We start from the raw sequence: 23666 nt of genomic DNA on the forward strand, positions 1-23666 counted from the left end.
GATCTAGAGGCGGATTGAAGTGATATCCACGAAGCCGAGGAAGCTTTCGGCTGTCTTGTCATAGCGGGTAGCCACCCGCCGAGCATTCTTAAGTTTGTTGAAACATCTCTCGACCAGGTTTCTCAGCCGGTAGAGGGGCCAATCCAACCCAACGCGCCTCTTTCGGGACTTTCGCATTGGGATCACCGGTCGAATGCTTCGGCTGTGCAGTTCGGTGCGAATACGGTCGGCATCGTACTATTTGTCGGCCAGCAGCTCGACTGGCTCCGGCAGGTTGTCGTGCATGACCCGATCAAATCCAAGATAGTCCGATGTCTGGCCGGGTGTGATGTCCGTTCTCATCGGCAGCCCGGCGGCATTTACCCGGAGGTGGGTCTTGGTCGTGAAGCCGCCTTTTGAGCGGCCAAAACTCTGTTGCGGAGTCCCCCTTTTGCGCCCGCTGCTTCCCTCTCGGGACATTGCTGGCGCAATGCCCTGCTGGGCAATGGATGATGGGCACGAACCACTGTACTGTCGACCATCTGAAGAGCGTCAGGAACGATCCTGCTCCCGGTCAAGGCTTCCAGGATCTGTTCCCAGAGCCCCGCGAGAGTCCATCGGCGGAACTGTCGGTAGACACTCGACCACTTCCCAAACTCCTCAGGCAGGTCTCGCCATGGGGCACCTGTACGTGCAATCCAGAAAACGCCATCAAGAACAAGGCGGTGATTGGTCGGTCTGCGCCCATTCGGGGAACGGACCGAAAGGATAAACCGTACAAAGAACGCCCACTCTTCATCCGGCATTAGATTTCGTGCCAAGCTGGCCTCCATCGCAGATACCGGCTTGAATCACGATCAGCGGGCGCTGTGAATCCCTTTTGTCAACACGACCTAAGGTACTATAGGCGACGACTTGAACCCCAAGGAGAACCAGGCCGAATACATGGATGAGTTCACGAATTCGACCTTCATAATCAAGCATCAGAATTGACACGATCTGGCCGATGCAAATTGCTGCAACAAATAGTCCAATATCAAAAACCAAAAAGTTGCGCTCAAGTATCGCTGTGTATGCCGTGAATACTGTCACAATCGAAATAGCAGTAGTTGCGAGGCTAAATCCCTTAGCGCTAAATACGTCCCTTCTTGTAAGTTGGGGTGGAAGCGGCATCAGGCAGGCCAAAAAAATCCTGGCCAAAAAGCCAGCTTTAAGTGTTCCCAAATTGACTCGTTGACAGCTGCCACAAGCGCCACTGGTGCCCAACTTCCCAGCAAAACATATACAAAGTACAGCCCGGATCTGAGTAGGATCATCAGGATCGCCCCAATCGCTTCGAGCCAAACTATTCGGGATGAGGTTTCCAGCATGTTTGGATCCCCCAATCCAGATTGTCGTATACTTTGCTTAGATTCTCAAAAGTGAAATGCCCACAGGACATAGAAGGTCGACAAATAGCTTTCACCGCCCATGGTGAGCGGCGATGCCCAAGTCCTTGTAAGAGTTTCGTAAAGTTGGCCCTCATCGATTTTCAAACCGCAGTTGCGGTCATTGCCATGCGCTACAATAGACCGTAGGCTTGATTAAAAACCGGGGTAGAGCATGCACGCTAAAAGGTGGGTTATATTATCGGCTGGATTTATTGCTCTGGCCACGGCGTCGTGTTCAGATCTGTATCCTGACGCCGATGTCATGCCCACTCGCGCTGATGGAGCGGCCTTTTTCTCAGAAAACTGTACTTCTTGTCATGGTGTGGATGGTAGAGGCGGTGGCCCGGCAAGCAGCGGTCTTTCTGTTGCGCCAACAGATTTGACAACATTGAGCGCGAAGAACGGAGGCACTTTCCCTCAAGCACGCGCACTTAGCTACATCTACGGCGACCCGGAAAACAGCCATCTTGCTCGGGTTATGCCGGAGTTTGGCGGGGAAATGGCGGAAGACCTGGTTCCGGTTGAAATCGAGGGTGTCTTGACGCCCACTCCGCGGGAATTAGCAGGTTTATTGTTCTTCTTAGAAAGTATCCAACAGTAGATTAGTGATCTTGGCGTTAGATCAGAAATTGACAGTTTGTCGGTGTTCTGGATTTGCACCTTTTTTGACCCGGTGACTATTGCAGACCCAGCATTGTGAAGCGCCGTGGTCTGCTATGCGTAAGCAGTCACTCAAAATCTTTTGGCCGAATTGGCGTGCTGAGCCCAATTCTGGCAAACTGCGAGTTGACATATGATTTATGTCAAAGAGCCGAGCACCGTCACATGCTAAATCTAGAATGTTAAATGGTGAAGCTGTTCTGAGCTCGCTGCTGCCTGTCCCCATCAATTGGTTTTGGGCCACAGGATAGCGAACGTTATTTGGTAAAGGACCGACGTTGACCGGAGGAAGATGTCGGTTCATTTTTGTTGTAGTAAACTCTCGTTTAGCAAAGGACCTCCAGCTTATGAGGTACTTTATGATCGCTGCAAGCATGGGCATTTCTTCGGTTGCAACGATATCTGCGGCCGACGAGTTTTCGGACCTTGGGAAAGACCTTTTTGTCGAGCATTGCGCCAGGTGTCACGGAGTCGATGCGACAGGAGATGGGCCTGACGCCACTGATCTGAAAACACAGCCTGCTGATTTAACAAAGATTTCCGAACGCAGGGGGGGCGTGTGGCCCATGTTGGAGGTTATGTCGATCTTGGACGGTTATTTGAAATTACAAGAACCTCGCGATGACATGCCGATAATCACCGAGTTGAATGACGGCCCTGCTGTCGAATTCGATACCGGCAACGGTTTGGTTGCGCGTATTCCTTCCAGACTTATCGAAATTGCTGAGTATTTGGAGAGTATTCAGTCTCCGAAGCCAGAACGGTATGTTCCGTGAAGTTCTGCTCCACAGCTAAGTACGCTAAAGAGTGCTGCGTTGAGTTCCCTGATCTCGCTATTCTTGCCGGAGGCAGAAACAGCAGGGGAGACACGAATTTGCCAGATGCTGTATGACGTATGAGTGACTAGAAGCTAACACTAAGCTGCCATCAGACCACCAGCTTCGCCTGCGATATCGACTATGCAGTCATCGCCGGTCTGAATGCGATTTGCCGGGCTTTCCCCTCGGAGTTCTGAATTGGGTGAGGTTAACCAGAATGCGCATTGCCACGGCGTCATTTCACGTGGCAGGGCTTTCAACACTTTTTCCATCAAAGGAAGCGGGGTTCCATCCTCAGCAAACTGGAAAGATGGATAGGCGTTGGCCCCTTTGTAAGGCAAAGAAAGTACCTTCCCGGTTCTTGTCCAGATATCGGCTATCCGCGTGATCTGCCGGGAGCCATTTTGCCATTGTGCGTGCACGCCGGCATCGTCCAACAACGGATGCTCAAGCGCAAAATCATCCATCCGGATGTCATTGACTGCGCTACAATGTCCCTCGAAACTATGCAAATACATCTACTTACTCACCGAACTCGCTAACAACTCATGAAACGATACTGACAAGAAATCGTTCTAGCCAAAGTTAAGAAGTTCACATTGGGCGAATTAAACTTCAGCTAACCTCGTTTTTTTAATCTAGCGCGCTGAAATTATTGTTGGTTTGCTTACAATGGCTCGCCGTTCGTATGCTCGTAAAACCAGTTCTGAATTCGTGGCTTTGTTACTCATTGGGGTAGTAATCCTCACAAGTTGAGGGCATTGGCCATGGATCTACCGAACCAATCTCTGGTTTGTGAGTGATCAACATCTACGTATTGGACAAAGCCACCAGTCACTCTGTCCAGTGTTGGAAACGAGTACCGAGGGTGAACTTTCTTTTCTACGATCACGATCCTCTTCGTCTGACACTCCCGCAAAAAGACAAAAGGTCCCGATCCTAAGATTGGCGTGACACCAAGCGCGATGGGGAGGTTTTGCATTTCTACCGATCTAAATTCCTTTCTCAGGTCACAATACGGACTGATCATTCCAAAAATTCTCTACCGCCACCTTGAATTTCTGGACCGACCATTCCACATCTTGCTCATGAGCAAAGAAACTCTCGCAGTTGGCGACATTAAATCACCCGCAGGCCCGGGTAGGCCTCGCGCCTTTGACGAAGCTGAGGCTTTGGAAAAAGCCTTGTGCGTTTTTTGGCACAAGGGCTACGAGACCGCATCTGTGGATGATCTGACCAAGGCCATGGGTTTGAGCCGGTCCAGCTTCTATGGAACGTTCGTCAACAAGCAGACTTTGTTTCACAAAGCCCTCAAGCACTATTCAAGGCGTGGTTTGAAAAATCTGCGTGACGTTGCAGATGCGGGCGGAAATGATCCCGTTGGTGCGATAATGGAAGCTTTGGCGAACCCGCAAGGCGGTCGTGACGGCTGCATGCTGATCAATTGCCTAACGGAACTTGCCCCGCATGACAATGAAGTGGCGGCTCTCGGGCGACAGCATTTGGAGAGTATTGACGAGATTATTGCAAGAGCGCTTGAGCCTTCGGATCCGGGACAGGTACTCGACAAGGCACGCGCCTTTGCCTCCCTTGCAATTGGCACGCTAGCCTTGCGCAAGGCGGGCATTCCCTCTGAGCAGATTTCGCAAACCCTGAAACAAGCCCGGTTGGTGATTTCGCCATAAGGCCTCTCGCTACAACAAGGAAATGAAACCTAACACAAACTCAATCAAGAGACAGTGACCCTAATATTGGACTAATTGGTCCAATAATATCTGAACGAAGTTTACCAAAGAAGGAAGCAGCAATGGCTGATGAAAAACTGTTCTCCGGCATCAAAGCTGGTGCAATCGAGCTGAAAAACCGCGTTGTCATGGCGCCACTGACCCGCAACCGGGCAAGAGCCGAAGATGACAGCGTCCATGAATTGCAGACCAAGTACTACGTGCAACGGGCGGGTGCTGGATTGATCATCACGGAAGCTTCGCAAATCTCGCCCCAAGGCAAAGGCTATGCCTGGACACCTGGCATTTATTCCGAAGCACAGATCGACGGCTGGAGAAAAGTGACTGAGGCCGTCCATGCTGAGGGCGGCAAGATCGTGATCCAGCTTTGGCATGTAGGCCGGATTTCGCATACCAGCTTACAGCCGGATGGTGGTGCCCCTGTTGCGCCATCTGCGATCGGCGCTAAGGCCAAGACCTTTGATGGTGAGCAGTTCGTCGAAACATCCGAGCCGCGGGCTCTGGCCGTCGAAGAAATTGCTGGCATCGTTGCCGACTACCGGAGGGCCGCAGAAAACGCCAAGGAGGCCGGTTTCGACGGTGTCGAGGTCCATGCAGCCAACGGATACCTTATCGATCAGTTCCTGAGGGACGAGTCCAACAAGCGTGAAGACGAATACGGCGGTCCTGTCGAGAACAGAGCACGGTTTCTGAAAGAGGTCATGGACGCAGTTGTTGACGTGTGGGGCGCCGACCGTGTTGGTGTCCGCCTAAGCCCGTTCTCGGACGCCAACAACATCTCCGACAGCGACCCGCAGGCGACATTCACTCATGCGGTCAAATTGCTGAATGGGTATGGGCTGGCCTATCTCCATCTTGTGGAGGGACAGACCGGCGGCCCTCGCGATATTCCGGAAGGTGGCGATCTGAAGGCGCTCTATGAATTGTTTGACGGTGCGAAAATGGGCAACAACGCTTATGACCGAGACATGGCGATTGAAGCGGTTGAAACCGGAGCCGTCGATCTGGTGGCCTTTGGCCGGCCGTTTATTTCCAATCCTGATCTTGTCAACCGGTTGGAGAAAGGCGCCGCTCTGAATGAGCTCGATCCAACCACGCTCTACGGCGGCAATGAAAAAGGGTACTCCGACTACCCGGTACTGGAAGAGAAAGCTGTTGCCGCAGAGTGATACATCGCTCTTAACTCCGTAGTGACAAGCAATACCAAGCAAAGTGAGCGCGTCGGTTTGGACGCGCTCACTTGGCAATTACGGGAATATCCATTCTCGAAGCGAGGATCTATCACAAGCCCTCGAAAGAACTGCTTCCCTATGATCCGGGCCGAATATTTCCAGTAAGAATTTACTCTTGATTGAGAAACGCCCGGTTTTAGTTGAAGAGGATGTGTGGTGACTACCATCAATTGAGCGCGTTTCTCGAACCGCGCAATGTTATGGGCAAATCGCGCAAATTTATGCGCAAAAGTCTTCAATTTTTGTGAGTAAAATCAATGGCGGCGATGCAGCGTTATGAGAGCACCTACAATTTTTATGGGTGCGTGCCAATTTGCTGTGTCAGAACCCCTGCGCCGCGTTTGCACGTGATACGTCACGGAACTGCGCGGTTTTGGCCCGCGACTGATCTCCATGTGTTTTGACCGGTTATTCTGACGCGGAGGTCTGCGCGACGTAGTCTGCTATCGCAGCGCGGCTGCCATGTCTCCAGATCTTGGTCAGCCAAAAAGAAAAGGCCTGACCAAAGCGGGTTTCACGGCCAATCTCGCCGTAATACTGATCCTGCTCGATCCACAGTTTCGGATCATCTCTGGACGCCAGCGCGATGTGCTGAAGAGCGTCCCAATGGGGGTCGTTTGGCGCAATTTCAGACCCATCCTCGCGCCTGCCTGCACACATCCGGCACCAGAATGCCTCGGCCAGGGCCAGTCCGCTGGGGGCAGGGTCCGAGGCAACCGCGTCACGCAGTGAAGGCAGCAAGAACCCGGGATGCCGTGAGGATCCGTCAAACGCGACGCGGCGCGTGGTGTCATGGATGGCGGTGTTTGCAAATCGCTTTTCGACCAGATCAAGATATTCACTTGGTTTAGCGCCGGGGACAGCAGCGACATGCGGGAGGATTTCTTCTGCCTGAACTTTAGCGAAAAACGCCAGGATATCAGAGTCCTGCATGCATCGTGAAATCGTCGGGACGTTCAGGATTTCTCCGACATTCGCAAGCAGCTGATGACCGCCGTTCAAAATACGCAGTTTCATCGTCTCATAGCTATGAACATCGTGGGTCAGTGTGACACCGACTTGTTCGAGCGGCGGACGCCCTGCGCAAAAATTGTCCTCGATCACCCATTGGCGAAAGTTTTCATGTGAGACAGGGACGCGGTCATCGATTCCAAGTCCGTGGCATTGCGAAACAACCTGCTCTGTCGTAGCAGGCACAATGCAATCCACCATCGAATTGGGAAATGCGCCATATTGGTCGATCCAGTTGGCTAGATCCGGGTCAGACATACGCGCCAAACCAACAATGCAGTTTCGCAGGATCACCCCGTTGCCCTGAAGGTTGTCGCAGCTGAGCGTGGTAAAGGGTTTCAAACCCTCCTTCTTGCGCTGTCGAAGAGCTGCGACAATGGCGCCAAACGCGGTTCGGGGTTGGTTGGGATGTGCGGCATCGTATCGAATGTCTTCGTGATCGGCGTTGAACGCGCCGGTATTGGCGTCCAGATAATAGCCGCCCTCGGTCACTGTAAGCGACACAATCCGGATGGACGGATCGGCCATCTGCCGGATCAGCGTCGCATTGCCCTCTTCGATTGGCAGGTAGTCGATCATGGCTCCGACAATTTCGGCGGATATTCCCTTTGGATCCAGCTCGATCAGTGTTGTCAGAAAGTCCTGCGCCAGCAACCTCTCTCGCATTTCGGCATCATAGCTGCGGACACCGGCCCCAATGATCGCCCAGTCCAGTGCTTGGCCCTGTTGCATCAACTGGTGGATATACCAGGCCTGATGCGCGCGGTGAAAATTGCCCAGCCCGATATGGACGATGCCGGGTTTCAGGTCTGTGGGCAGGTAATTCGGTGTCCTGACAGTCGCAGGTATATCTGCAAAGCTGTCGCGCCGCAGCCGCACCGGGGGATTTGCGTTTGCCAGAGGGTTCATCAGCTCATCCAGTTCCCGCCGTCGACATTGTAGGTTTGCGCGACGATATACTGCGCCTCGTCTGAGGCCAGAAACACGGCCATTCCGGTCAGGTCTTCGGCACGGCCCATCCGTCCGTGCGGCACCGCTGCGGCTACTTCGCGTTTCTTCTGCCCGGGCTCTTTGCCCTCATGCTTTGCAAAAAAGGCGTCCACACCATCCCAGTGTTCGCCATCGACAACCCCCGGAGCAATGGCATTTACGTTGATGCCGTGTTGGATCAGGTTCAGCCCTGCAGATTGGGTAAGCGAAATGATAGCGGCTTTGCTTGCGCAATAGACGGCGACCAGAGGCTCGCCCCGTCGTCCGGCTTGCGATGCCATGTTGATGATCCGGCCTTTGGTCCCGTGTTCGATCATGTGGCGCGCGACGGCCTGCATCGTGAACAAGGCGCCCGAGACATTGATGTCAAAGACGCGGTTGTAGTCGGCACGCTCGATTTCGATGATGGGTGCTGCGGTAAAGATGGCAGCGTTATTGATCAGAATGTCGATGGGACCGAAATGTGAAGCCGTCTTTGCCACCGCGGCATCGATGCTCTGCTGGTTGGTCACATCCGTCTCGATAGCCAAAGCGGCCTCACCGATTTCGGCGGCCGCGGCTTGCACGCGCGCGCCGTCAATGTCGGCCAGCGCGACACGGGCCCCTTCGGCAACATAGGCTTTGGCAAAGGCCAGTCCGATGCCACGCGCGGCCCCGGTAATCAGGGCGGTTTTACCGACCAGACGTGTCATTCGATCCGCAGGCCCTTTGCGTCAAACCGATGGATCACATCCGCGCGTGGCGTCAGATAGATGCGGTCGCCGTGGTTGAAGCCAACTTCACCCCCCGCTCGTACGGTGATCGTGTCCGCAAGGCCGGTTTCGTGAATGTGGAAGAACGTGTCCGAGCCCAGATGTTCGGAAACCCCAACCACCCCGGACCAGGTGCCGGAACTGTCGGATACCTCCAGATGCTCGGGGCGGACCCCGATCGTGTGGGCGTCATGTTTCGCGGCCTCTTCGCCCGCAATGAAGTTCATTTTGGGTGATCCGATAAAGCCCGCGACGAATAGGTTTCGGGGAGTTTTATACAGCTCGAGCGGGCTGCCGACCTGTTCGATCACACCGGCCTGCAGCACGACGATCTTGTCGGCCATCGTCATCGCCTCGACCTGGTCGTGGGTCACATAGATCATCGTGGTTGCAAGGCGCTTGTGCAGCTCGCTGATTTCAAGCCGCATTCCAACGCGCAAGGCGGCGTCGAGGTTCGAGAGTGGCTCGTCAAACAGAAACGCCGCAGGCTCACGTACGATGGCGCGGCCAATGGCAACGCGCTGGCGTTGACCCCCGGACAGTTGGCCCGGTCGGCGATCCAGGTAATCGGTCAGGTTCAGGACATCAGCAGCGCCTTCTACGCGGCGGTCAATCTCGGCCTGATCCAGCTTGGCCATGCGTAGCGGGAATGCGATGTTCTTGCGCACCGTCATATGCGGGTACAGCGCGTAGGATTGGAACACCATTGCCAGACCGCGCTTTGCGGGCGGCACATCGGTGGCATCCGCCCCGTCAATGTCGATATTGCCCGAGGTGATGTCCTCGAGCCCGGCAATCAGCCGCAACAAGGTGGACTTGCCGCAGCCAGAGGGGCCGACGAAGACAGTGAACTCGCCATCTTGAATGGTCAGGTCCAGCGGCGGAATGACTTCAACGTCGCCAAATTTCTTGGTCACGGATTTGAGTTGAATGCGTCCCATGCGGAGTTTTCCTTATTTCACGGCGCCGAAGGTCAGGCCGCGGACAAGTTGTTTCTGGCTGAACCAGCCAAGGATCAGGATTGGTGCGATTGCCATGGTCGATGCAGCGCTGAGCTTGGCAAAGAACAGGCCCTCGGGGCTTGAATAGCTGGCGATGAAGGCCGTCAGCGGTGCCGCGTCAACCGCGGTCAGGTTGAGGGTCCAGAACGCCTCGTTCCAGGCGAGGATAAAGTTCAACAGGATGGTCGAGGCGATACCGGGCACCGCCATGGGCGTCAGCACATAGAGGATTTCCTCTTTCAGCGTTGCCCCGTCCATGCGGGCGGCTTCCAGGATCTCGCCGGGGATTTCGCGGAAATAGGTGTACAGCATCCAGACAATGATCGGCAGGTTGATCAGCATCAGAACCACAACCAGACCTGCGCGACTGTCCAAAAGCCCAAGCCGGATGAACAGCAGGTAGATCGGGTATAGAACACCGACCGCAGGCAGCATCTTGGTGGACAGCATCCACAGCAGGATGTCCTTGGTGCGTTTTGATGGCACAAAGGCCATCGCCCAGGCGGCGGGCACCGCGATGATCACGCCCAATATGGTCGAACCACCCGCGATGATGACCGAATTCCACAGGAACCGCATATAGTCCGAGCGTTCCTGAACGATGGCATAGTTTTCCAGCGTCCAGTCAAAGTTCAGAAACAGCGGCGGGCTGGCGATGGCCTGTGCTTCGGTTTTGAAGCTGGTCAGGATGGTCCAGAGGATCGGGAAAAAGATCAGCAGCCCAACGGCCCATGCCAGGGCGGTGTTAAGCGACTTGCGACGGGGTGTAACTGAGCGGCTCATATCGTTACCTCCTCACGCGTCCAGGTTCTTGCCGACGATGCGCATCAGGAAGATCGCAACGATATTGGCAAGGATGATTGCATAGACACCTCCGGCTGATCCAAGGCCGACGTTCTGGCCCTCTAGCACGCGCTGGAAGATCAGGTAGGTGAGTGTACGGGTGCCGAAGGCGCCGCCGGTGGTCACGAAGATTTCGGCGAAGATCGACAACAGGAAAATCGTCTGGATCAGGATCACGATGGTGATCGCGCGGCTTAGATGCGGCAGGATGATATGGTAAAAGCGCTTGAGCGGCGGCGCGCCGTCCATTTCCGCGGCCTCCAACTGTTCACTGTCCAGCGACTGGATCGCGGTCAGCAGGATCAGCGTCGCAAATGGCAGCCATTGCCACGATACGATCATGATGATTGACGTCATCGACGCCTCGGATAGCCAGGAAACTGGCTCAGCCCCGAAAAAGCGCCACAGATGGGCCAGCAACCCGTTGACCGGGTCCATGAACATGTTCTTCCAGACCAATGCGGAAACGGTCGGCATCACAAAGAACGGTGCGATCACTAGGATGCGGACAACGCCTTGGCCCCACATCGGCTGATCGAGCAGCATTGCCAGAAGGATGCCCAGAACAACCGTGATGGCAAGCACGCCGCCGACGATCATCAGCGTGGCCTGAACCGCGGGCCAGAAGGAACTGGAGGAGACGAACCGGACGTAGTTGTCCAAGCCGACCCATCCCAGATCACCGCCGCGCAGGGGCAGGTATTTCTTGAAGGAAAAATACAGCGTCATCGTCAGAGGCACGAGCATCCAGCCAAGAAGCAGGATCACTGCAGGTGCCATCATCAGGCGTGCAACTGATCGGGAATGTTGAGTAGCCATGACGCAAAACCTCTCTGTTCAGGCATAGCTCAGCCTGCGAGAAAAACGCGAGTTGTGGAAGGGTGAAGCGGGGGACAGACCTCTGTCCACCCGCTGGGAAGGAGGCCTTAGTAGCCTGCGGCTTCCATTTCTTCGGCAGTGAAGGCTTGCGCTTTGGCAAGAGCTTCTTCTACCGTTTGCTGCCCGGCATAAACTGCCGAGAACTCCTGGCTCACCTGCGTGGCGATACCTGCGAATTCCGGGATCGCTGCAAACTGAATACCAACGTAAGGCACTGGCTTTACAGTCGGATTGTTCGGATCAGCCGACAGGATCGAGTCCAACGTCATCTTGGCGAACGGAACCGCCTGATAGTCCGGATTTTCGTACAGCGACGTACGTGCGCCCGGAGGCACGTTGGCCCAGCCTTCGTTTTCGGCTACGAGTTCGATGTAGTCTTTGGATGTTGCCCACTCAATGAACTGTTTGGCCGAGTCTGCTTGTTCCGTACCAGCCGGAATTGCCAGAGCCCACGCCCACAACCAATTCGAGCGCTTGCCAAGCCCCGTGTCGGGTGCAAGTGCAAAGCCGACGCTATCCGCGACTGTCGAGTCGGTCGGGTTGGTCACGAAAGAGGCCGCAACCGTTGCGTCGATCCACATGCCGCATTTGCCCTGCTGGAACAACGACAGGTTTTCGTTAAATCCGTTAGTGGCGTAACCTGCGGGGCCGGACTCGTTCATCATACCCACGTAGAAGTTCAACGTGTCAGCCCATTCAGGCTGATCGAACTGCGGCTTCCAATCTTCATCAAACCAGCGCGCACCAAAGGAATTGGACATCGCTGTGATGAAAGCACCGCCTTCGCCCCAACCGGCCTTGCCGCGCAGGCAAATACCGTTGATATCAGCGTCGCGATCGGTCATCGCAGCAGCCGCTTCGCGGATGAACTCCCAAGTCGGAGCGTCCGGCATTTCCATACCCGCTTTTTCCATCAGGTCAGTGCGATACATGATCATCGAGCTTTCGCCGTAGAACGGAGCCGCGTAGAGCGTTCCATCATGGCTAAGGCCGCCTGACATGGCGGGCAGGATGTCACCTACGTCGTATTCATCCGACAGCCCGTCCAGGGGTACCAGCCAGCCGTTCGCGCCCCAGATCGGCGTCTCGTACATGCCGATAGTCATGATGTCGAATTGGCCACCTTTGGTCGTGATATCCGTTGTCACGCGCTGGCGCAGCACGTTCTCTTCCAACGTAACCCACTCGACATCGATGCCGGTCGCTTCGGTGAATTTATCGGTATAGCCCTGCATCCGGATCATGTCGCCGTTGTTCACGGTCGCTATTGTTAAGGTATCCGCTTGGGCTGCTGCCGTGGCGACGAAAGTCATTGCTGTCGCCGCACGAAGTGCGTTCTTGAGATACATCCTTGTCCTCCCTGAGCTTGGATGTTGTTTGGACAGGGTAAGGGAAAAATTGTCGCGGCGTCAATAAAAACTTTACGCGCGTTAATTTTTGATCATGCGGAGTCTCTCAAAACAAGTCGTGCAGGAAACAGTGTTTCCGTCCTCTCGTTAAATTTCCCTCCATTTTCAATGAGTTCAAAGAGAGTTTCGACGCTGCGCCCCGCTACATTGTCGTAGTCATGGGCGGCCGTTGTCAAAGACGGGCAGGTAAACCTTGAGAAGGGATGGTCATCGTTTGAAGCGACCCGCAACGCGCAGTCTTTCTTGCGACCGACCCGAATCCCTTGTTCGTAACATGCCGAAAGAAACCCGATTGCCAGGCGGTCGTTGCTGCATAAAACCGAATCCGTTTTCAGCTCTTGCCGCTCCAGAACTCCGGCGGCTCCATGTTTGCCAATCTCTTCAAATGCCCAACCCTGGCCGTCGATACTAATGACATGTGGTTCAAAGCCGAGCTGTTCCATCACTTCAATATAGGCGTGGCGCCGCTTATTAGCATTGGGGTTCGCTGGCGTTCGCATCTCAAAAAATGACGGCGGTTCGCCGGTGCGGGTCATGTATTCGACGGTTTGTGAGACGAAACTGAAATTGTCCGACCCGATAAAGGCCGCGCCCAGGCCTTCGAGATTACTGTCAAACAGGACGGTCGGCACATTGGCGCAAAACTTCTCGATCGCTGACCGATCCGAGGTGCGCCCCAAGGGCGCCAGCAGCACTCCAGCAGGCTTCATGGATTTCAACCCGTCGAGAATTTCGATTTCCAGCTTGGGATCACCATGCGAGCTGAACAGCGACGGGCGATACCCCGCAGCAATACAGCTTTGTTCCAGATAGCGCGCGATTTCGGCAAAGAACGGATCGGCAAGATAGGGAACCACGATGCCGATATTCTTGGTCAGCTTTCGGTTCTGGTTCACCGCATAGATGTTGGGGCGATAGTCGAAGCGCTCAAGCGCCTCTTCGATGCGGAGCCGTGTTGTGGGTCGGACGCTGTCCGGATCCTGAAAATACTTCGATACGGTGGGCCGAGAGATGCCGCTGAGGGCCGCAAACTCTTCCATGTTCCTGATCTTCGTCATGCCAGTCTGTTCGTCCACCTTGATCTTATCATAATTTTACATATTCTTTGCGCGCGCAAAAAAAATCAATAGCCTGGCCGGTGATATCGGAATTATGCAAGGCAAGGGGTGTGAATGTATCTTGGGATCGACATCGGAACGTCAGCGGTCAAACTCCTCTGCGCGGATGCCGGCCGAATTCTTGCGACCTCGTCAGTCGGCATCGGGACGTCGTCGCCACAGCCCGGCTGGTCCGAGCAGAACCCGGAGATTTGGTGGCAGGCGACGCGCGATGCGTTGGGCCTGCTTGCTGGCGAAATCTCCCTGTCGGATGTGAAAGCAGTCGGATTGTCGGGGCAGATGCACGGGGCCGTGCTGTTGGACCGCAACCAATGCCCCATCCGTCCGGCGATTCTGTGGAATGACAGCCGCGCGGTCCGCGAATGCGACGACATTCGCGCGGCACAGCCGCAGGTTGGTCACATCGTAGGCGTCCTGCCCTTGCCCGGCTTTACGGCGCCCAAGATTGCCTGGCTGAAACGGCATGAACCGCACAATTATGCCCGACTCTCCCATATCCTGCTGCCCAAGGATTATGTCGGCCTGCGTCTGCATGGAGAGCTGGCAACCGATACTTCCGATGCCGCAGGAACAATGTGGCTCGATCAGGCTTCACGCCGCTGGCATACCGGAATGGCGGAAGCCACGGATGTCGCTGTTGACTGGCTGCCGCAGGTGTTCGACGGCCACAATGTCGTTGGCACGGTAACAACGCAGGCTGCAGCTGAGACCGGATTGAACTCCGGCGTGCCCGTCGTGGCCGGAGGTGGGGATGCGGCAACCGGTGCGGTGTCATTGGGCGCAACCGAACCTGGACGTGGGTTTATCTCGTTGGGGACATCCGGTCAGTTGTTTGTTGCGGATCGTAAATACAAGCCCAACCCCGAACGCTATGTCCATGCGTTTGCGCATACATTGCCCGACCGCTGGTATCAAATGGCGGCGATGCTGAACGGGGCAAGGCCCATTTCGTGGATTGGTGATCAGCTGGGGCTGTCCGCTGCCGAGGTTGTCGGGCTTGCTGAAACCGTCAGCGGTGATCGCGTGCCCATTTTCCTGCCCTATCTGACAGGTGAGCGCAGCCCCCTTGGGGACCCGCATATCCGTGCCGGATTCTTTGGCCTCGAGGATGCCACCACACGTGCCGAGATCTGCCGTTCGGTGGTCGAGGCAATCGCCTTTTGTTTCGCTGATGCGGCGCAGAGCTTCGGCGACACGATAGACAATTTGCCCGAGCTTGCCGCCATAGGCGGGGGCAGCCAATCCGACCTGCTGCTGGGTCTGATCGCCGCTGTGACCGAAAAGCCCATCGTGCGTTCAGCGGGGGCGGAATCCGGCCCGGCCTATGGTGCCGCCCGGCTGGCAGCCTGTGCTGACGGCGCTCTGACCATTGCCGATCTGGCCGAGCAACCGGCGACCACCGACAGGTTCGAGCCTGCAGAAATGCATGCGTTATCTGAACGGCTGGGACGGTTTCGGCGGCTTTACACAGCCGTAAGCGCCGTGGACTGATCGCCCCTCAGGTCAGGGTTTTGAACATAAAGGTAGTTGGTTCCAGCTGATCATTTTCCGGGTTGCGGCAGTAGTTCGGAATTTCTCCGGCAATTTCAAACCCTAGGCTTTGATAGAGGAGGAGCGACGGGTCCGTGCTGCGCGTGTCCAGCACCAAAAGGGACCGCCCCAGTTCGCGTGCCCGCGCCTCAACCGCCGCCATAAGCGCCCGCCCAATGCCCCGCCGTCGCGCGCGGGGATGAACAAGCAGCTTGGACACGTCGGCGCGATGCGCTTGGTTGGGCATCGCGGCAGGCACCAGCTGTGCGGTGCCGACAATCCGTTCGCCATCACGATAGACGAATATCTCGGCCGCGCCGGTCTGGATGTTTGACCAGACATGGGACTGCCAATAGCGCAGCGCGTCGCCCGACGGAAATGGCTGAATGAACCCGATACTCGCCCCGTCATGCACGCAGGCGTGCAGTATCTCTGTCAGATCGTCCAGGGCTTGGTTCAGATCATTGGCCGCCAGTCGTAAGATCATATCAGCACCATCAGGTACCGAGCACCTCGGTCGGCTTGGGTTTCGAACCGTGTCGGGCCAGACAGGTGATAGCGCAGGCAATCCCCGCTCGTCAGATGATGCGCGGTTCCATCCACGGTCAGGGTCAGGCCACCGTCCAGCATGATCAGGTGATGCTCCTGCCCGTGTTTTGGCGGCGTGTCATAGGTGATCACAACGCCTGGGGGCAGATGGCCTTCCATGACCTCTCCGCTCAGACCCGCAGCCGGAGGGGAGACGGACCGGCGGGTAAAGCCGGTCTCGGGGTCGCGCCATTCGGGTTGATTTTCGAAGGGAACGCGAGGGGCGAAACTGTCCTCGACCATCATCAATAGACGCGACATCGGCAGCCCATAGGCCGCACATAACCGGCCCAGAGTTTCCGCGGTGGGGCTGACATCACCCTTTTCCATACGCGAGAGGGTGGCCCGGCTGACACCGCTGTATTTGGCCAACTGATCCAGCGACCATCCCCGCGTTTGGCGAAGTTGATTCAGGTGGTTTGCAAGGCGGTCGGATAGGGTATCAGGCATAGCACGTATATGGGAATCATTTCCGTATATGAGATCATTGACCAGAAAACATAACTTCACAATAGAAAAAGGGCGCAGAAAACTGCACCCTTCTGCTCGATAGAATGAAAGATTACTTCCAGCCGGCCTCGTTAAAGATCCTCTGTGCCTCGGGGATGTTTTTGGCGACCTGGGACAGGTTGATCTCGTCGGCTTTGAACTCACCCAGCGCTGCCACGTTATCCGCAAGGGCGACGCCTTCGACCGCCGGGAATTCGTCATTGCCGTTCGAGAAATAGACCTGCGCCTGATCGCTGGCGAGGTATTCTAGGAACTTGATCGCGTTGTCCTTGTTCGGGGCATTTGCGGCCACGCCGGCACCGGACAGGTTCATGTGCGCGCCTTCGGCTTCTTGCGCCGGGAACTGGACGCCGATCATGTCAATCTCAGCGCTCAGGCCTTTGACGTCTTTACGCATTGCACGGGCAAAGTAGTAGGAGTTCGAAACGGCGATCTCGCATTCACCCGAAACAATGCCGCGCAGCTGGTCAGTGTCGCCGCCTTGCGGTTCGCGCGCCATGTTCGCGACCATGCCTTCGGCCCAGGTCTTGGCGGTTTCCGCGCCGTGGTTTGTGATGATCGAGGCCAGCAGGGTCTGGTTATAGGTGTTACTGGACGACCGGATGCAGACCAAACCTTTGTATTCGGGCTTGGCCAGATCCAGATAAGACGCGGGCGGGTTGGTCACATCGGCCTTGTCAAAGAAGATGATCCGCGCGCGCTGCGAAAAGCCATACCACTGGTTGTCTTCGTCCTGCAGGTTGGCGGGAATACGTTCTTCCAGAACCGCGCTTTGGACCGGCTGCAGGATACCCGCGTTCTTGGCACGCGCCAGACGCGAGGTATCAACGGTCAGCAAGATATCTGCGGGTGAGTTCGCGCCCTCGGCTTCCATCCGGGCAATCAGCTCGTCCGCTTTGCCTTCGATGCGGTTGATGGTTATACCGGTGGCCTCTTCGAAATCGGAATAGAGGCGTTCGTCGGTGTCGTAGTGGCGCGAAGAATAAAGGTTCAGTTCGCCCTCGGCAGCGGCAGAGGTCGCGATCAGGGCCGTCAGGGCGGCGGCAACGCAGGTAGAGGATTTCAGCATCATGTGTCCCAACATTGAAAATCGGCGCGGGTAATAACCCGACTGAAATGGTCAATTAAACGATTCTCAGGGGGATGCAAGAAATTCCGACAAAATTAGTTGGTCAAATCACTGCCAACATGTCGCTGGCCCCGACCAAGTGGTGCAGCACAGCGGGGCCTTAGGGTCGGCAAAGCCCATCCTGGCTACGCCGTCATGGCTGGCCTAGTCGTGTTGATTTAAAAACTGAAAGATCGAGAGATGCTGCTTAGCGCTTTCTCTGTCTTTTTTCAGGTTCAGTTGGAGACGGGTCCGGGACAGGTGCGGGGGCCGGCTCAGGGTCTGGATCGTCGGTCAACACCGGTTCTTTTTTCAGCATGACCTGTGTGACAGCTTCCATGTATTTCTGCAGCAAGACCGGAGGATCGGCCGGGGCCAGTTTGATGGTCAGCCTGCTTGCGCCTTCTTGGCTGTAAGCATAGCGCGAGGAATAGCTGGCATTGACCTGCGCTGCGACAGGGCCCCAACCACCTTTGACCGAAGCGCTGCCCGCTTTTTCGGTTTGCTTAGTCATTGAGATCGCCATTTTGACCTCAATTTCGGCTTCTTGCACCGCGTAGAATGCGGGTAGAAAGCCCATGGAAACCAAACTGAATTCTTTGGGGGGGCCATTGGGATTGGACAGGTCCGGAAGCTGGATCTTCTGATCGGCCATATATTTGGCGACATCTGTAGAATGTCGATCCAACTCGGTCTGCGACTCGGCAACGGAAAGCGCAAGCTTTTGAACCATTTCCGCAAACGGGACGTTTAGCAGTTCCTGCCCGATACTCATTTCCAATCTCCTCTGTTAATTCAGTCTTTCTCAATAATTTGCGTGGCGGTCCGCCTCCTGACGGAAAAAGTGACCTTGGATGCGTTCTGGCTGATCGCCTGTTTTCGGGCATTCGTCGCGATTTGGGCTTTGGTGCCGTCCTGACCCAACCCAACAACCGCTTCGACTTTGACGTTGTCGATGGTGAAATCACTGCTGCCATCAGACCCGGCGAGGATCTGTTCACCCAGGGCTTGCGAGAATTCCTGAGCGTTGACGACCTGTGTGCCAGGATCGTCCGCTCCCATTGCCGCGCGGCCCTCGGCCATCGGGTTCATCACCGGGTTACCCGCGCCCATCAACATGCCGCCGCTGCCTTCTTCCAGATCGTCGATCCGTTCTTGGAGGTCGTTGATCGTCTCGAGCAGCGCGACTTCGCGCGCCTCCATTGCCGTCATGCGGTTTTCAAGTGACTGAAGCAGAGTGGTGAATGCCTCGGGCATCTCGGTGACGCGGACATCTATGGGCGCTCTTTTGGGGGCTTTGACTTTCTTAGTTGCCATCATTGCCATCCAAAGATCTGCTCTCATCTACGGGACCGGGCGCGAAACGCATTCGCATCGTGGACGCGCTTTTGGAATCGAGCGTGTCTGTCTGAGTCAATTTCGGGCCAAAAATAAAGGTGCCAATCCTGCTGCGTTGGCCTTCTTCGGTGGAACTGCTCATCTCCATGACGACCTTCAGTTCCACATCGACATCCTGCATGTGATAAAAGACCGGCGGGATGCCAAGATCGCGCAGTTCCTGGGGGTAGTTCTTCAGCGCTTTCAGCTGATCAATGCTAAGCTGTTCGGCCGCCTGGGCCACACTGCGGCCTATATCGGCTACCATGTCGGTCAGAGTTGTTCCGAATATCTTGTCCAGATCATCGTTGGCCAATCCGACCTCCCGTCATAAAATCACGGAAAGCGTAGCACGAGATCGCCCTATCACAACGTTGAATCTCAGAACCGAACTTTCTGAGCGAATTCCTGCAGTTCCGTCCGCATTACATCTGGTTGAAATGCCGGACAAAAAAAACCGCACCCGAAGGCGCGGTTCTTTGAATTCAGTATGTGCAGTTCTTAGCCCTGACGAGCTTTGAACCGACGCTGCGTCTTGTTGATCACGTAGACGCGGCCTTTGCGACGCACAACCCGGCAATCACGGTGCCGGTTCTTGAGCGAGCGGAGCGAGTTCTTGACCTTCATGGGTCTGTCTCCAATCTGCGGCGCCTTCATCAAGGACGTGGCCAGCGCCTGGGTTTGCGGGTGCCCCGGAAATCCGAAGCAGTGAGTTCATGGTGGGCGGTACAAGGATCGAACTTGTGACCCCTTCGATGTCAACGAAGTGCTCTACCGCTGAGCTAACCGCCCATGAAACCGTCGCGTGGCCAACCCCATAACGAAATGGGGCGCGGAACCCCGCGCCGGTAGCGGGGTCTATAAAAGGAGTCGCAAAAGGGTTCAAGGGGTTTGGTAGAACTATTTTCCGGTCTATGTTTGGTGCGAACAAGGAGTCGCCATGCAAAACGCTGCTTACCTACTGGATATGCCTGCCAAGCGCACGTCCTGTGTGGTTTTTTCCTCTCCGCATAGCGGTCGAAACTATCCAAATGGGTTGATGAAGCGGTCGGTTCTCAGCCAAGATGTGATTCGTTCTTCCGAGGATGCCTTTGTGGATCAGTTGTTTTCATCAGCGGCGGACCATGGTGCGCCACTGATTTCGGCGATGATGCCACGCGCCTATGTCGATCTGAACCGCAGCGCAGAAGAGCTGGATCCAGCCCTTATTCAGGGCGCGCGCCGCCAAGGCCATAACCCGCGGGTAGCGTCCGGGCTGGGGGTGATTCCGCGTGTGGTCGCCAATGGTCGAGAAATCTATCGCGGTAAGCTGACCATGGATGAGGCGCGTCTGCGAATCGATACCTGTTGGCGTCCCTATCATGCCCGGATTAAATCGTTGCTGGCAGAATCGCATCAGGAATTCGGGCAGGCGATTCTGATCGACTGTCATTCGATGCCGCACGAAGCCGTGGCCCTTGCGTCCACAGTCAATTCCAGACGTCCCGAGATCGTGCTGGGGGATCGGTTCGGTGCCTCTGCAGCGCCAGAGGTCGTCGAACAGATAGAGGCCGCTTTCGTCTCGGCGGGTCTGAGCGTGGCCCGAAATACGCCGTTTGCCGGGGCCTATGTGACCCAGACCTATGGACGCCCCAGCCGCCACCAGCATGCTGTACAGATCGAGATCGACAGATCCCTGTATATGGATGAAAGCAGGATCGAGCCGAATGAAAATTTCGCTGCCTTCAAAGAGACCCTGGGCGAAATCATCATGGATATTGCGCGGATCGGGCCTGAGCCGCTGCAGCTTGCAGCCGAATAACCTCAGCGAAGGGCACGTCCTTTGACGATGGCATCCGTCCCAAAACGGCGGCGAATCTCATCCGTTGCGCGTTCGGCCTGCGATCTGCGCGAGGCATCCGGGTCCAGCAGATCCCCTGAAATATCCGCCTGATCCTCGGGGCACAGATCCGACAGGCCACACCCCAACAGCCGATAGGGGCCCTGATCACCAACCTGATCAAACAGCGCCCGTGCTGTGCGATAGATCCGATCGGCGATCTGCGTGGCATCGCGAAGAGAAACGCGTCGTGTAATGAGTTTGTGATTGGCCCGTTTCAGTTTGAGCGTCACAACCCGCCCGGCCAGCCCCTTGGCCTTGGCCCGATCCGAGACTTTTTCGGCCATCCGCCAAAGGTGCCCATCCAGAATGTCGGCATTGGCCGTATCTTCAAAAAAGGTCGTTTCGTTGCTGATGGACTTCATCGGTTCATGTGCCGAAACCCGGCGCTTGTCCTGACCGCGGGCCAGATGCCACAGCCGGTAGCCCATGGAGCCAAACCGCGCGGTCAGATCCTCTTGGTCCCAGCGCAACAGGTCCGAGAACAAGCGTATGCCTGCGCGGTCCAGAGATTCCTGCGCCGCAGGGCCTATGCCCCAGATCAGGCGCACGGGCTTGTCGTTCAGAAACGCGGATGTCTCTTCCTTGCCGATCACCGAAAATCCGCGCGGCTTGTCCAGATCGGATGCGACCTTGGCTAGAAACTTGTTATGTGACAGCCCGATTGACCCGGTCAGTCCCAGTTCATCCTTCATCCGCTTGACCAGCCGCGCCAGCATCACGGCGGGAGGCGCACCGTGCAGACGTTGCGTGCCGGATAGGTCCATGAACGCTTCGTCCAGGGACAGCGGTTCAACAATCGGAGTCAGCTCGTCCATCATCGACCTGATTTGGCGCGAAGCCTCGGCATAGACCGACATGCGCGGTTTGATCACGACAGCGTCGGGGCATAGTTGCAACGCCTTGAACATCGGCATTGCCGAACGGACGCCGCGAATCCGGGCTACATAACAAGCCGTAGACACAACACCGCGCTTGCCGCCCCCGATAATGACGGGTTTGTCGGCCAGCTCCGGATTGTCCCGTTTTTCGACAGAGGCGTAGAAGGCATCGCAATCCATATGTGCGATGGACAGGTCAAACAATTCAGGATGCGTTTTGATGCGCGGGCTGCCGCAGTCCGGGCAGCGGCGTTCCTTCGTCAGTTCTGTCAGGCAATCTCGGCAGAGGCCGGGCATTTTCTTTTCCCGTCTTCCATGCGGTCCGTAAGGTTTGGTGACTATATCATTCGCATGCCACGGGCAAAACCCGCACAGTGAGGGTAGGAACCAGATCTGCCAAAAGAAGGCCCCCCGCAAAGTGGCGGGGGGAGGTGACGGACCTCAGGAAGAGATGGTCCGCGGGGAGTATCACCTACTTAGATTCTCTCAAAATCGAATTTTTCGATAGAACCCAGTTCACACAGTGGAAACTCGTGTTTTGCATGTGTGTTTTGGGGCACAGGGACGATTTGGCGCGGATCGGGTGAAAAGTGACCTAAGGTCAACTGTTTGCGGGTTGTTCTTGCGAAAATTTAGCCTGATTTAGCCGGATTGCCCTAGTGTCGGGATAATGAATTTAACTCTGCAAGCACCGCCTCTGCGGCGGCTTTAGGGTCTTGCGCCTGATAGATTGGGCGCCCGACGACGATGTGATCGGCACCATCACCGATGGCATTTGCCGGGGTTGCGACCCGTTTCTGATCTCCCAACGCGGCACCTGCGGGCCGAACGCCGGGTGTCACGATCAAGCGGTTTTCGGCTTGGGGCAGGGCACGGATCAGCGCGGCCTCTTGCGGGCTCGCGATGACGCCATCGGCACCCGCCTCCAACGCTTTGGCCGCGCGTTCGACAACCAGGTCCTGGACATCGCCCGACTTCAGCAGGCTGGCATCCAGATCATCCCGGTTCAACGAGGTCAGGATGGTCACGGCCAGGATCTTGAGGTCTTTGCCAGACGCGCCCTCTTTGGCGGCCCGCACCACGTGCGGGTCACCATGAACGGTCAGGAAATCCAAATCGAACTGTGCCAGACCACGCACCGCATTTTCCACCGTATTACCGATGTCGAACAGTTTCATGTCCAGAAAGATGCGCTTTCCCTTATCCTGCTTTAACTCGTTCGCCAGGGCTAGCCCGCCCCCTGTCAGCATTCCCAGGCCGATCTTGTAGAATGAGACACTGTCCCCCAGCCGCTCGGCCAAGGCCAGACCGTCCAGGGCGTTGGGAACATCAAGGGCTACAATCAGGCGGTCATCGGACATTGGGGGCTCCTTTTGGCAAACGTCTGCGTCCTAACGGTTTCGTGCGCTTCTGTCCATGCGCGCCTTGCGTGATTCAGATCACGGCAGAGGTTTCCGACTGTGCTATTATCGCGTTGTGCAACTGGGACGGAATTCGGAATGAGACAGTTTACGAAACCCACTATCGCAATCTGCGCGGGGCTGATGCTGGCCGGGTGTCAGGACATGGCGCTGGAAAAAGAGGCTGCTGATACAGTTCTGAGGTCTCCGACAAACGACAACCTCCGGCTGATTGGCGGTTATCGTTCGATGGATGATGACTGTCAGGTTACGGGGGAATCCGCCTTTACCGTGGATTTTCTGGATGACGCCGCCGATCTGGTTTCCTGCCCGATAGGCAGCGATGCGGCGCAATCGCTTGTCGATATGTACGGTGCGCGTTCTGTGGCGAAAACTGGGGGGTATACAGTTTATTCTGTGCCGCGTCGGTAGGTTGGATTCTGTTGGCAGACCCCTTGAACCGTGCAAGATATTTCCCAGATTGAATGTGAGGCCCAGACCGACGCGCGCTGCCAGGCGGGCGCGT

General features: G+C 56.0%; 26 protein-coding genes, 1 tRNA gene and 1 pseudogene. 7 read left to right on the top strand and 21 right to left on the bottom strand.

The annotated features are described in order from the left end of the window. Nucleotides 1-3: 3 nt before the first annotated feature. The 3 genes and pseudogenes from AC2FLG_RS18830 to AC2FLG_RS18840 all read right to left on the bottom strand — a co-directional run bounded on the left by AC2FLG_RS18830 (nucleotide 4) and on the right by AC2FLG_RS18840 (nucleotide 1349). Nucleotides 4-812 (bottom strand): annotated as a pseudogene (locus AC2FLG_RS18830) (IS5 family transposase). Next, nucleotides 775-1203 carry a DUF6512 family protein gene (locus tag AC2FLG_RS18835; protein ID WP_496707510.1) on the bottom strand — a complete coding sequence of 143 codons (429 nt, stop codon included), beginning with the start codon at nucleotides 1201-1203 and terminating at the stop codon, nucleotides 775-777. Before AC2FLG_RS18835 ends, AC2FLG_RS18830 begins: the two are co-directional and overlap by 38 nt. Further along, nucleotides 1152-1349: a DUF6512 family protein gene (locus AC2FLG_RS18840; RefSeq protein WP_496703128.1), complete on the bottom strand. Its 198-nt coding sequence runs from the start codon at nucleotides 1347-1349 to the stop codon at nucleotides 1152-1154. Before AC2FLG_RS18840 ends, AC2FLG_RS18835 begins: the two co-directional genes overlap by 52 nt. A 322-nt stretch (nucleotides 1350-1671) precedes the next feature. On the opposite strand from AC2FLG_RS18840, the gene AC2FLG_RS18845 reads away from it, so the two are divergent. Continuing rightward, complete coding sequence (locus AC2FLG_RS18845) at nucleotides 1672-2010, top strand: c-type cytochrome (protein ID WP_496707512.1); 339 nt, start codon at nucleotides 1672-1674, stop codon at nucleotides 2008-2010. Nucleotides 2011-2428: 418 nt separating this feature from the next. Continuing rightward, entirely contained in the window at nucleotides 2429-2845 is a 417-nt protein-coding gene (locus AC2FLG_RS18850) for a c-type cytochrome (RefSeq protein ID WP_496693115.1), read from the top strand. 140 nt (nucleotides 2846-2985) lie between these two features. Here the strand turns inward: AC2FLG_RS18850 and AC2FLG_RS18855 are convergent, their stop codons facing one another. Then, on the bottom strand, nucleotides 2986-3354 hold the full coding sequence (locus tag AC2FLG_RS18855; RefSeq protein WP_496707514.1) for a hypothetical protein: 369 nt from the start codon (nucleotides 3352-3354) through the stop codon (nucleotides 2986-2988). Nucleotides 3355-3837: 483 nt separating this feature from the next. Between AC2FLG_RS18855 and AC2FLG_RS18860 the strand changes: the two genes are divergently transcribed. Next, nucleotides 3838-4572, top strand: coding sequence for a TetR/AcrR family transcriptional regulator (locus AC2FLG_RS18860; RefSeq protein WP_496707516.1), 735 nt, complete (start codon nucleotides 3838-3840; stop codon nucleotides 4570-4572). 122 nt (nucleotides 4573-4694) lie between these two features. After that, nucleotides 4695-5801, top strand: coding sequence for an alkene reductase (locus AC2FLG_RS18865; protein WP_496707518.1), 1107 nt, complete (start codon nucleotides 4695-4697; stop codon nucleotides 5799-5801). A gap of 471 nt (nucleotides 5802-6272) precedes the next feature. Here AC2FLG_RS18865 and AC2FLG_RS18870 read toward each other — a convergent pair whose 3' ends face one another. The 7 genes from AC2FLG_RS18870 to AC2FLG_RS18900 all read right to left on the bottom strand — a co-directional run bounded on the left by AC2FLG_RS18870 (nucleotide 6273) and on the right by AC2FLG_RS18900 (nucleotide 13807). Then, nucleotides 6273-7784 carry a mannitol dehydrogenase family protein gene (locus AC2FLG_RS18870; RefSeq protein ID WP_496707520.1) on the bottom strand — a complete coding sequence of 504 codons (1512 nt, stop codon included), beginning with the start codon at nucleotides 7782-7784 and terminating at the stop codon, nucleotides 6273-6275. After that, a complete protein-coding gene (locus AC2FLG_RS18875; RefSeq protein ID WP_271951890.1) occupies nucleotides 7784-8557 on the bottom strand; it encodes an L-iditol 2-dehydrogenase in 774 nt (257 codons plus the stop codon). Before AC2FLG_RS18875 ends, AC2FLG_RS18870 begins: the two co-directional genes overlap by 1 nt. Next, nucleotides 8554-9558, bottom strand: coding sequence for an ABC transporter ATP-binding protein (locus AC2FLG_RS18880; RefSeq protein ID WP_142639543.1), 1005 nt, complete (start codon nucleotides 9556-9558; stop codon nucleotides 8554-8556). The genes AC2FLG_RS18875 and AC2FLG_RS18880 overlap by 4 nt, the downstream gene beginning before the upstream one ends. A 12-nt stretch (nucleotides 9559-9570) precedes the next feature. Next, complete coding sequence (locus AC2FLG_RS18885; RefSeq protein WP_142639541.1) at nucleotides 9571-10401, bottom strand: carbohydrate ABC transporter permease; 831 nt, start codon at nucleotides 10399-10401, stop codon at nucleotides 9571-9573. A 12-nt stretch (nucleotides 10402-10413) separates the two neighbouring features. After that, nucleotides 10414-11280, bottom strand: coding sequence for a carbohydrate ABC transporter permease (locus AC2FLG_RS18890; RefSeq protein WP_142639539.1), 867 nt, complete (start codon nucleotides 11278-11280; stop codon nucleotides 10414-10416). Between the two features lie 107 nt (nucleotides 11281-11387). Next, nucleotides 11388-12689, bottom strand: coding sequence for an ABC transporter substrate-binding protein (locus AC2FLG_RS18895; protein WP_271951885.1), 1302 nt, complete (start codon nucleotides 12687-12689; stop codon nucleotides 11388-11390). A 92-nt stretch (nucleotides 12690-12781) separates the two neighbouring features. Then, a complete protein-coding gene (locus AC2FLG_RS18900; protein ID WP_271951883.1) occupies nucleotides 12782-13807 on the bottom strand; it encodes a LacI family DNA-binding transcriptional regulator in 1026 nt (341 codons plus the stop codon). A 114-nt stretch (nucleotides 13808-13921) separates the two neighbouring features. Here AC2FLG_RS18900 and xylB point away from each other — a divergent pair, with 114 nt between their 5' ends. Further along, nucleotides 13922-15358, top strand: coding sequence for a xylulokinase (gene xylB, locus AC2FLG_RS18905; protein WP_496707522.1), 1437 nt, complete (start codon nucleotides 13922-13924; stop codon nucleotides 15356-15358). A 7-nt stretch (nucleotides 15359-15365) separates the two neighbouring features. Here the strand turns inward: xylB and AC2FLG_RS18910 are convergent, their stop codons facing one another. The 8 genes from AC2FLG_RS18910 to AC2FLG_RS18945 all read right to left on the bottom strand — a co-directional run bounded on the left by AC2FLG_RS18910 (nucleotide 15366) and on the right by AC2FLG_RS18945 (nucleotide 19772). Then, nucleotides 15366-15884 carry a GNAT family N-acetyltransferase gene (locus AC2FLG_RS18910; RefSeq protein WP_496707524.1) on the bottom strand — a complete coding sequence of 173 codons (519 nt, stop codon included), beginning with the start codon at nucleotides 15882-15884 and terminating at the stop codon, nucleotides 15366-15368. Continuing rightward, nucleotides 15881-16435 (bottom strand): helix-turn-helix domain-containing protein, encoded by a 555-nt coding sequence (locus AC2FLG_RS18915; protein ID WP_496707526.1) that lies wholly within the window; start codon nucleotides 16433-16435, stop codon nucleotides 15881-15883. The genes AC2FLG_RS18910 and AC2FLG_RS18915 overlap by 4 nt, the downstream gene beginning before the upstream one ends. 112 nt (nucleotides 16436-16547) lie before the next feature. Further along, on the bottom strand, nucleotides 16548-17564 hold the full coding sequence (locus tag AC2FLG_RS18920) for a Fe(3+) ABC transporter substrate-binding protein (RefSeq protein WP_496707528.1): 1017 nt from the start codon (nucleotides 17562-17564) through the stop codon (nucleotides 16548-16550). Between the two features lie 247 nt (nucleotides 17565-17811). After that, the gene (locus AC2FLG_RS18925; RefSeq protein WP_282022427.1) at nucleotides 17812-18378 is read right to left on the bottom strand and encodes a hypothetical protein; all 567 of its coding nucleotides are present in this window, start codon (nucleotides 18376-18378) and stop codon (nucleotides 17812-17814) included. 20 nt (nucleotides 18379-18398) lie between these two features. Beyond that, nucleotides 18399-18920, bottom strand: coding sequence for a hypothetical protein (locus tag AC2FLG_RS18930; protein ID WP_281973694.1), 522 nt, complete (start codon nucleotides 18918-18920; stop codon nucleotides 18399-18401). Next, nucleotides 18910-19296, bottom strand: a complete 387-nt coding sequence (locus AC2FLG_RS18935; RefSeq protein ID WP_271951870.1) for a hypothetical protein — start codon at nucleotides 19294-19296, stop codon at nucleotides 18910-18912. The genes AC2FLG_RS18930 and AC2FLG_RS18935 overlap by 11 nt, the downstream gene beginning before the upstream one ends. A 185-nt stretch (nucleotides 19297-19481) precedes the next feature. After that, nucleotides 19482-19607 carry a type B 50S ribosomal protein L36 gene (gene ykgO / locus AC2FLG_RS18940; RefSeq protein ID WP_008562923.1) on the bottom strand — a complete coding sequence of 42 codons (126 nt, stop codon included), beginning with the start codon at nucleotides 19605-19607 and terminating at the stop codon, nucleotides 19482-19484. A 90-nt stretch (nucleotides 19608-19697) separates the two neighbouring features. Further along, nucleotides 19698-19772: transfer RNA gene (locus AC2FLG_RS18945), tRNA-Val, on the bottom strand. 148 nt (nucleotides 19773-19920) lie between these two features. Between AC2FLG_RS18945 and AC2FLG_RS18950 the strand changes: the two genes are divergently transcribed. Then, nucleotides 19921-20781, top strand: a complete 861-nt coding sequence (locus AC2FLG_RS18950; RefSeq protein ID WP_496707531.1) for an N-formylglutamate amidohydrolase — start codon at nucleotides 19921-19923, stop codon at nucleotides 20779-20781. A 2-nt stretch (nucleotides 20782-20783) separates the two neighbouring features. Here the strand turns inward: AC2FLG_RS18950 and AC2FLG_RS18955 are convergent, their stop codons facing one another. Together AC2FLG_RS18955 and pyrF are read right to left on the bottom strand one after the other, a co-directional pair. After that, on the bottom strand, nucleotides 20784-22037 hold the full coding sequence (locus tag AC2FLG_RS18955; protein WP_496707533.1) for a DNA polymerase IV: 1254 nt from the start codon (nucleotides 22035-22037) through the stop codon (nucleotides 20784-20786). A gap of 359 nt (nucleotides 22038-22396) precedes the next feature. Further along, entirely contained in the window at nucleotides 22397-23101 is a 705-nt protein-coding gene (gene pyrF, locus AC2FLG_RS18960) for an orotidine-5'-phosphate decarboxylase (RefSeq protein WP_496707535.1), read from the bottom strand. Nucleotides 23102-23239: 138 nt separating this feature from the next. Between pyrF and AC2FLG_RS18965 the strand changes: the two genes are divergently transcribed. Further along, a complete protein-coding gene (locus tag AC2FLG_RS18965) occupies nucleotides 23240-23572 on the top strand; it encodes a hypothetical protein (protein WP_496693103.1) in 333 nt (110 codons plus the stop codon). Nucleotides 23573-23666 lie beyond the last annotated feature (94 nt).

The sequence above is a fragment of the Ruegeria sp. CDSA193 genome (assembly GCF_059611885.1).

Excerpts from the sequence above, each read along its gene's own strand:
- AC2FLG_RS18925 (WP_282022427.1), bottom strand. The coding sequence starts at position 18,378 with ATGAGTATCGGGCAGGAACTGCTAAACGTCCCGTTTGCGGAAATGGTT.
- xylB (WP_496707522.1), top strand. The coding sequence starts at position 13,922 with ATGTATCTTGGGATCGACATCGGAACGTCAGCGGTCAAACTCCTCTGC.
- ykgO (WP_008562923.1), bottom strand. The coding sequence starts at position 19,607 with ATGAAGGTCAAGAACTCGCTCCGCTCGCTCAAGAACCGGCACCGTGAT.
- AC2FLG_RS18870 (WP_496707520.1), bottom strand. The coding sequence starts at position 7,784 with ATGAACCCTCTGGCAAACGCAAATCCCCCGGTGCGGCTGCGGCGCGAC.
- AC2FLG_RS18915 (WP_496707526.1), bottom strand. The coding sequence starts at position 16,435 with ATGCCTGATACCCTATCCGACCGCCTTGCAAACCACCTGAATCAACTT.
- AC2FLG_RS18845 (WP_496707512.1), top strand. The coding sequence starts at position 1,672 with ATGCCCACTCGCGCTGATGGAGCGGCCTTTTTCTCAGAAAACTGTACT.
- AC2FLG_RS18850 (WP_496693115.1), top strand. The coding sequence starts at position 2,429 with ATGATCGCTGCAAGCATGGGCATTTCTTCGGTTGCAACGATATCTGCG.
- AC2FLG_RS18880 (WP_142639543.1), bottom strand. The coding sequence starts at position 9,558 with ATGGGACGCATTCAACTCAAATCCGTGACCAAGAAATTTGGCGACGTT.
- AC2FLG_RS18885 (WP_142639541.1), bottom strand. The coding sequence starts at position 10,401 with ATGAGCCGCTCAGTTACACCCCGTCGCAAGTCGCTTAACACCGCCCTG.
- AC2FLG_RS18930 (WP_281973694.1), bottom strand. The coding sequence starts at position 18,920 with ATGGCAACTAAGAAAGTCAAAGCCCCCAAAAGAGCGCCCATAGATGTC.
- pyrF (WP_496707535.1), bottom strand. The coding sequence starts at position 23,101 with ATGTCCGATGACCGCCTGATTGTAGCCCTTGATGTTCCCAACGCCCTG.
- AC2FLG_RS18865 (WP_496707518.1), top strand. The coding sequence starts at position 4,695 with ATGGCTGATGAAAAACTGTTCTCCGGCATCAAAGCTGGTGCAATCGAG.
- AC2FLG_RS18950 (WP_496707531.1), top strand. The coding sequence starts at position 19,921 with ATGCAAAACGCTGCTTACCTACTGGATATGCCTGCCAAGCGCACGTCC.
- AC2FLG_RS18895 (WP_271951885.1), bottom strand. The coding sequence starts at position 12,689 with ATGTATCTCAAGAACGCACTTCGTGCGGCGACAGCAATGACTTTCGTC.
- AC2FLG_RS18965 (WP_496693103.1), top strand. The coding sequence starts at position 23,240 with ATGAGACAGTTTACGAAACCCACTATCGCAATCTGCGCGGGGCTGATG.
- AC2FLG_RS18875 (WP_271951890.1), bottom strand. The coding sequence starts at position 8,557 with ATGACACGTCTGGTCGGTAAAACCGCCCTGATTACCGGGGCCGCGCGT.
- AC2FLG_RS18900 (WP_271951883.1), bottom strand. The coding sequence starts at position 13,807 with ATGACGAAGATCAGGAACATGGAAGAGTTTGCGGCCCTCAGCGGCATC.
- AC2FLG_RS18955 (WP_496707533.1), bottom strand. The coding sequence starts at position 22,037 with ATGCCCGGCCTCTGCCGAGATTGCCTGACAGAACTGACGAAGGAACGC.
- AC2FLG_RS18840 (WP_496703128.1), bottom strand. The coding sequence starts at position 1,349 with ATGCTGGAAACCTCATCCCGAATAGTTTGGCTCGAAGCGATTGGGGCG.
- AC2FLG_RS18920 (WP_496707528.1), bottom strand. The coding sequence starts at position 17,564 with ATGCTGAAATCCTCTACCTGCGTTGCCGCCGCCCTGACGGCCCTGATC.
- AC2FLG_RS18910 (WP_496707524.1), bottom strand. The coding sequence starts at position 15,884 with ATGATCTTACGACTGGCGGCCAATGATCTGAACCAAGCCCTGGACGAT.
- AC2FLG_RS18890 (WP_142639539.1), bottom strand. The coding sequence starts at position 11,280 with ATGGCTACTCAACATTCCCGATCAGTTGCACGCCTGATGATGGCACCT.
- AC2FLG_RS18855 (WP_496707514.1), bottom strand. The coding sequence starts at position 3,354 with ATGGATGATTTTGCGCTTGAGCATCCGTTGTTGGACGATGCCGGCGTG.